This is a genomic window from Candidatus Neomarinimicrobiota bacterium, from assembly GCA_018647265.1.
Lineage (GTDB): Bacteria > Fidelibacterota > Marinisomatia > Marinisomatales > TCS55 > TCS55.
On sequence record JABGTK010000123.1, the window covers coordinates 1 to 5589 of the forward strand.

A 5589-nucleotide genomic window follows, 5' to 3' on the forward strand; every position below is an offset into this window, starting at 1 on the left:
GGTGCTTCAACTTTTTCATCCGCTTCGGCAACTTCCGCCACAACAGGCGCTTCCTCAATATGAACTTCCGGACGCGCATCCAAGACAACTGTCTGGTTCCTAAGGATGGGATTTTGAAGAACCATAAAACGTTCAAAACTATTTAAGTTTTCAGCTGATTCTGTTTCAAAATGGAGCAGAACAAAGGTACCATATTTATGTTTCTGTATTGCATAGGCTAATCGTTTTTTACCCCACACACGATGGTTGATTATTGAAAAAGTGTATTCACCAATTTTATCAACTACCGTCTTCATCACTTCATCTAGACGATCCTGTTCATAGTTTGGGTTTACGATATAGAGACTTTCGTAATATCTCATGTAAGACTCCTTAATTTCTAGGCAATCAATGGTGCAATCACCAAAGATACCACTGACATAAGTTTAATTAAAATATTTAGTGAAGGACCTGACGTATCTTTAAATGGATCGCCTACAGTATCGCCGACTACCGATGCTTTATGTGCATCGGACCCTTTGATAATAGATTCTCCATTAATTACTGTTCCTTCTTCAATCATTTTCTTGGCATTATCCCATGCGCCACCAGCATTGGACTGGAAAATCGCCATGAGAACGCCACAAACTGTGACACCGGCCAATAAGCCGCCAAGCGTCTCAGCGCCAAAAACAAACCCAACTAAAACAGGGGATGTAATAGCAAGGATTCCTGGGAGGACCATTTCTTTAATGGCAGATTGTGTTGATATTTCAACACATTTACCATGTTCAGCTTTGGTTAACCCCAATTCATAGGCTGCACGATCATCTTCAGACCAAGAAGATTCATCACCTTTATTCAGAACATTTAGAGCTGCTTTCAACTCAGGTATATCTCTGAATTGGCGGCGAACTTCTTCAATCATTGCCATTGCTGCACGCCCAACTGCGCCCATAGCCATAGATGAAAAGAGGAAGGGCAGCATGCCGCCTACAAATAATCCTGCCATTACCATTGGGTTGGAAATGTCTATACTATCGATTCCCGATTGAACCATAAAAGCCGCAAACAAGGCTAATGCCGTTAAGGCTGCAGACCCAATGGCAAATCCTTTACCGATGGCGGCAGTTGTATTTCCAACCGCATCAAGTTTATCTGTTCTTTCGCGAACTTCTGCAGGAAGCCCTGCCATTTCAGCAATACCGCCAGCATTATCAGAAATAGGACCGTAAGCATCAACGGCTAACTGAATCCCCGTGTTGGCCAGCATACCAAGAGCAGCCATAGCAATACCATAAAGGCCAGCAAAATGATGAGCGCCCATAATGGCCGACGCCAAAATCAAAATTGGAATTGCAGTCGATTGCATACCAACGCCCAATCCAGCAATAAGATTCGTTGCAGGACCTGTTAAAGATTGTTTTACAATTGATAAAACAGGCTTTGTACCTGTCCCCGTATAATGTTCAGTTATTAAACCAATCCCTAAACCAGAGACTAGACCAATAACTGTGGCATAAAAAACACCCATACTCGTAAAGGTTACGCCACCTTGAACAAATTCAGCTGGTAAAAATTTCTGGATCAAGAAGTAAATAGCAACCACCATTATTACCGAACTACCGAATTCACCCCTATTCAAAGCTTTTTGGGGATCGCCACCTTCTTTCACAGAAACCATAAACGTTCCTATGATAGAGACAACAATCCCTGCGGCTGCAATCATTAATGGAAGTAACACAAAGTTAAAATCAAATCCTCCCATTACCAGAACACTGGCACCAAGAACCATGGAACCTACAATTGATCCAATATAAGATTCAAAAAGATCAGCGCCCATACCGGCGACGTCACCCACATTGTCACCTACATTATCCGCAATAGTGGCAGGGTTTAATGGATGATCTTCTGGGATACCAGCTTCTACTTTACCGACTAGGTCAGCACCAACATCAGCTGCTTTGGTATAAATACCGCCCCCAACGCGAGCAAACAATGCAATGGAGGACGCTCCCAAAGAAAATCCTGAGATCACATTTAACACTGTTTTCATTGAATCAGCATCTTGACCATAATATCCTGTATAGAATATGAATAAACCGCCTAATCCCAACACACCGAGGCCAACAACGCTCATACCCATTACGGAACCGCCCGTGAAAGCAACATTTAATGCGGAAGCTAAACTCGTTCTGGCCGCATTTGTTGTGCGATTATTCGCTTTAGTGGCGACCTTCATTCCAAGGAATCCTGCTAAACCAGAAGTGACAGCTCCCACAACAAATGAAAGTGAGATCAATACGCTGGAATCTGCTCGACCTGAATTTGCAAATCCCAATAGGATAGCAACGGCGATTACAAATATAGAAAGGACACGATATTCAGCTTTTAAAAAAGCCATCGCACCATCGGCAATACTTGCGCCAATGGATTTCATACGATCAGTCCCTTCATCTTGGGCTTCAATCCAGCTTGATTTCCAGAATGAATAAAGCATGGCCAAAACAGCCGCGCCGATTACGAATATAAAGTTAGAACTCATAAGTTCATTTACTCCTATTTACGAATTAAAATGGTTCATGGTATGATTTAAACCACGCACCAAAAGATTTTCTAAAGCATCAGCGCCACGTTTTACCATTGCTTCAGCTTCCGGTTCATCATCCGCACGAAACGGTTTAAGAACAAATTTTTCTGCGGGGCGCATATTTTCATCGGTGCCGATGCCCAAACGTATCCTCGGGAACTGGTCGGACCTAAGTTGGTAAATAATATTTTCCATACCACGATGGCAACCATCTCCACCCTTGGGGCGAATTCGAACTGAGCCCAATGGCAAATCCACATCATCTACGACAACATGAATGTCCGTCGGTAATAGATTCCAGCGACTGGCTACATCTTTTACCGCAATCCCGCTAAGATTCATACCGGTTGTGGGCTTAATCAACAGGACTTCCCGTCTTCGGTGCTGGGCAAATACATATTCACCCTTACCGGGCTTAAATGACAGTTTTTGTCGGCGGGCCAATTCGTCCACCGCCCAGAAACCTGCATTATGTTTTGTATTTGCATATTTATCACCGGGATTACCGAGCCCTACAATGGCAATCATGATTCCTCGGAGGTATCTCCCTCTTCAGATCCCTTTTCAGCAGCATTGTCATCTTCAGCCGATTCACCTTCTTCACCCTCAGCCGTTTCGCCTTCAACTTCTTCCGGTTCAGGTTCAACTTCTGCTTTTGGCGGATTACATGTAACAACTGTTGTGTCTTCTGCTGAAATTAAGGAAGTATCAGCAGGCAGCTTTATTTCAGCAGCTGTTAATGCGCTGTAGAGTTCCAAACTGGAAATATCAATTGCGACATTTTCGGGTACATCTGTGGGATAACATTCAATATCTATGGCCGTAGATACATGGGCCACAAGACCACCTTCGGCCGCACCCGCGGCTTCACCTTCTAGCACAACAGGAATAGAAAATGTCATTTTTTCATCTCGACGGACTCGCATTAAATCCACATGAATAACCTCTTCGGTTACTGGGTGATACTGGGCTGATTTAATCACGGCATAAATAGTTTCACCATTAAGCTCCATTTCAAAAACCTTCTGGCCCGAATGGATTGCGTGGTAAAATACTTTTTTATCAATCGCCAAATTTTTATTGGCTTCACCACGATAATAATAGTTTGTGGGAATTTTCCCATTTCTTCTCATCTCACGCGCAGAACCAGTTCCGATTCCTGAGCGTTCCTCGACAGGTAGTTTATAGTAGGATGCCATTGGGGTTACCTTTTAATTAAAATTCGAACAGGGCACTCACCGATTCACCGTCATATACTCGGCGGATCGCTTCTCCAAATACCTGTGCCACAGTTACAATTTCCATATTATCTAATTTTTTCTCTTCAGGGATGGATAACGTGTCCGTCACCACCAGTTTTTTAATCGCCGATCCTTTGATTCGATCAACAGCTGGCCCTGACAATACTGCATGGGTGGCAACAGCGGTTACGCTGGTTGCCCCGTTTTCTATTGCCGCTTTAGCGGCATTCACTGTTGTTCCCGCTGTATCAATCATGTCATCAATAATGAGGACGTCTTTATCTTTCAAGTCACCAATCAAATGCATGACTTGCGCTTTATTTGGAGCATACCGCCGTTTATCTATCAATGCGAAATGCATTCCCAGCCGCTTAGCATAGGATTGACTCATTCGTGCGGACCCCACATCCGGGGATAATACAACTGAATTTTTTGGATCAAGTCCTAAATCTTTTATCGCATCCAGCAATACCATGCGACTATAAAGATGGTCAAACGGAATTGTAGCAAAACCCTGGATCTGGGTTGAATGAAGATCCATGGTTATAATGCGATCAGCGCCAGTTGCTGTAATGAGATCTACCATTACCCGAGATGAGATCGGTACACGGGGCGTATCTTTCCGATCTTGGCGACCGTACCCAAAGTAGGGCACCACTGCTGTTACCGTATTTGCCGAAGCGCGAACAGCTGCATCAATCATCAGCACCAATTCCATTATATTTTCCGCCGGACTGTTTGTGGGCTGAATGATGAAAACATCACTGCCGCGGATGTTTTCTTCAAACTTGATCCATAATTCACCGTCAGAGAATGTCTTAATCGTCAGTTTACCCAATTCTTTTCCTAAGGATTTTGCAATCCCTTGGGCCAAAATAGGGTTACTGCGACCCGTAAATATTTTTAAATGTTCGTCCATAATTATTTTTTGAGAAACATCATTCTCTATTTAGAGAAATTGTTTCACAATTTCTGCTGGGGCGCCCTCCTTCATCCACCAGTTGGTGGATTCCGGCGGACAGGCAGGGACTTCAATTGTTAAAGTAACTGCCGTTCCAAAAAAAATTGCTGGGGCGCAGGGAGTCGAACCCCGACTGCCTGGACCAAAACCAGGTGTCCTACCATTAGACGACGCCCCAATACTTAATTGTATTGAGAATTAATAGGTGTGATTCGAAAATGTGAGAGTTAAGTGGGATTAGCCAGAATGGTCTGATGCGAGGGGCGAAAGAATAACTCAGCTTCCTTGGCAGAAGCGTCTTCGTTAAAAATCCCATACACAGTCGAGCCACTGCCCGACAGACTGGCAAACCGGGCGCCCAACTCAAGCAACTTTTGCTTAATGGCGCCAATCTTCGGATATGCTGGAATCACGATCCGTTCAAAATCATTCTCAAAGATCTCAAGTGAGGCATAATCCCCACCGATAAAGCCCGCAAAGTTAGGCAAATTATTTTCCGGATTCAATTTATTTTTTAATTTTGAATATGCCCATGGCGTACTGATCGAAACATCGGGGATTACCAAAAGGTAAGTCCCCTCAATATGGTCGGCAAGTGACGTTAGTTTATCACCAATTCCTTCGCCGAGCTGTGTTTTGCCCCGAATAAAAAATGGCACATCCGCACCTATGGCGGCACCAATCTTTTCCAGTTTATCATTAGATAAACCTAGATTGTATATATTGTTGATCCCTTTTAAAACAGCGGCGCCATTTGCTGATCCACCACCGAGGCCACTCCCCACTGGCACATTTTTTTGAATATGGATCGATACACC

The 5589-nt window shown here is 43.8% G+C and carries 6 protein-coding genes and 1 tRNA gene; all 7 read right to left on the reverse strand.

All coding sequences use genetic code 11. The features are described from left to right. The coding region (rpsF, locus tag HN459_07490) for a 30S ribosomal protein S6 (GenBank protein ID MBT3479288.1) at positions 1-362 on the reverse strand (362 nt) is incomplete at its 3' end. A 17-nt stretch (positions 363-379) separates the two neighbouring features. Next, positions 380-2524 carry a sodium-translocating pyrophosphatase gene (locus HN459_07495; GenBank protein ID MBT3479289.1) on the reverse strand — a complete coding sequence of 715 codons (2145 nt, stop codon included), beginning with the start codon at positions 2522-2524 and terminating at the stop codon, positions 380-382. 18 nt (positions 2525-2542) lie between these two features. Then, a complete protein-coding gene (locus tag HN459_07500; GenBank protein MBT3479290.1) occupies positions 2543-3097 on the reverse strand; it encodes an aminoacyl-tRNA hydrolase in 555 nt (184 codons plus the stop codon). After that, entirely contained in the window at positions 3094-3768 is a 675-nt protein-coding gene (locus HN459_07505) for a 50S ribosomal protein L25 (protein ID MBT3479291.1), read from the reverse strand. The genes HN459_07500 and HN459_07505 overlap by 4 nt, the downstream gene beginning before the upstream one ends. 16 nt (positions 3769-3784) lie before the next feature. Next, positions 3785-4729 carry a ribose-phosphate pyrophosphokinase gene (locus HN459_07510; protein ID MBT3479292.1) on the reverse strand — a complete coding sequence of 315 codons (945 nt, stop codon included), beginning with the start codon at positions 4727-4729 and terminating at the stop codon, positions 3785-3787. Between the two features lie 149 nt (positions 4730-4878). Then, positions 4879-4949 (reverse strand) — tRNA-Gln (locus tag HN459_07515). 49 nt (positions 4950-4998) lie between these two features. Continuing rightward, positions 4999-5589, reverse strand: a 591-nt coding sequence (ispE, locus tag HN459_07520; protein MBT3479293.1) for a 4-(cytidine 5'-diphospho)-2-C-methyl-D-erythritol kinase, incomplete at its 5' end; no start/stop codon positions are given.

Coding starts and splice junctions, on each gene's coding strand:
- HN459_07495 (MBT3479289.1), bottom strand. CDS start 2,524: ATGAGTTCTAACTTTATATTCGTAATCGGCGCGGCTGTTTTGGCCATG.
- HN459_07500 (MBT3479290.1), bottom strand. CDS start 3,097: ATGATTGCCATTGTAGGGCTCGGTAATCCCGGTGATAAATATGCAAAT.
- HN459_07505 (MBT3479291.1), bottom strand. CDS start 3,768: ATGGCATCCTACTATAAACTACCTGTCGAGGAACGCTCAGGAATCGGA.
- HN459_07510 (MBT3479292.1), bottom strand. CDS start 4,729: ATGGACGAACATTTAAAAATATTTACGGGTCGCAGTAACCCTATTTTG.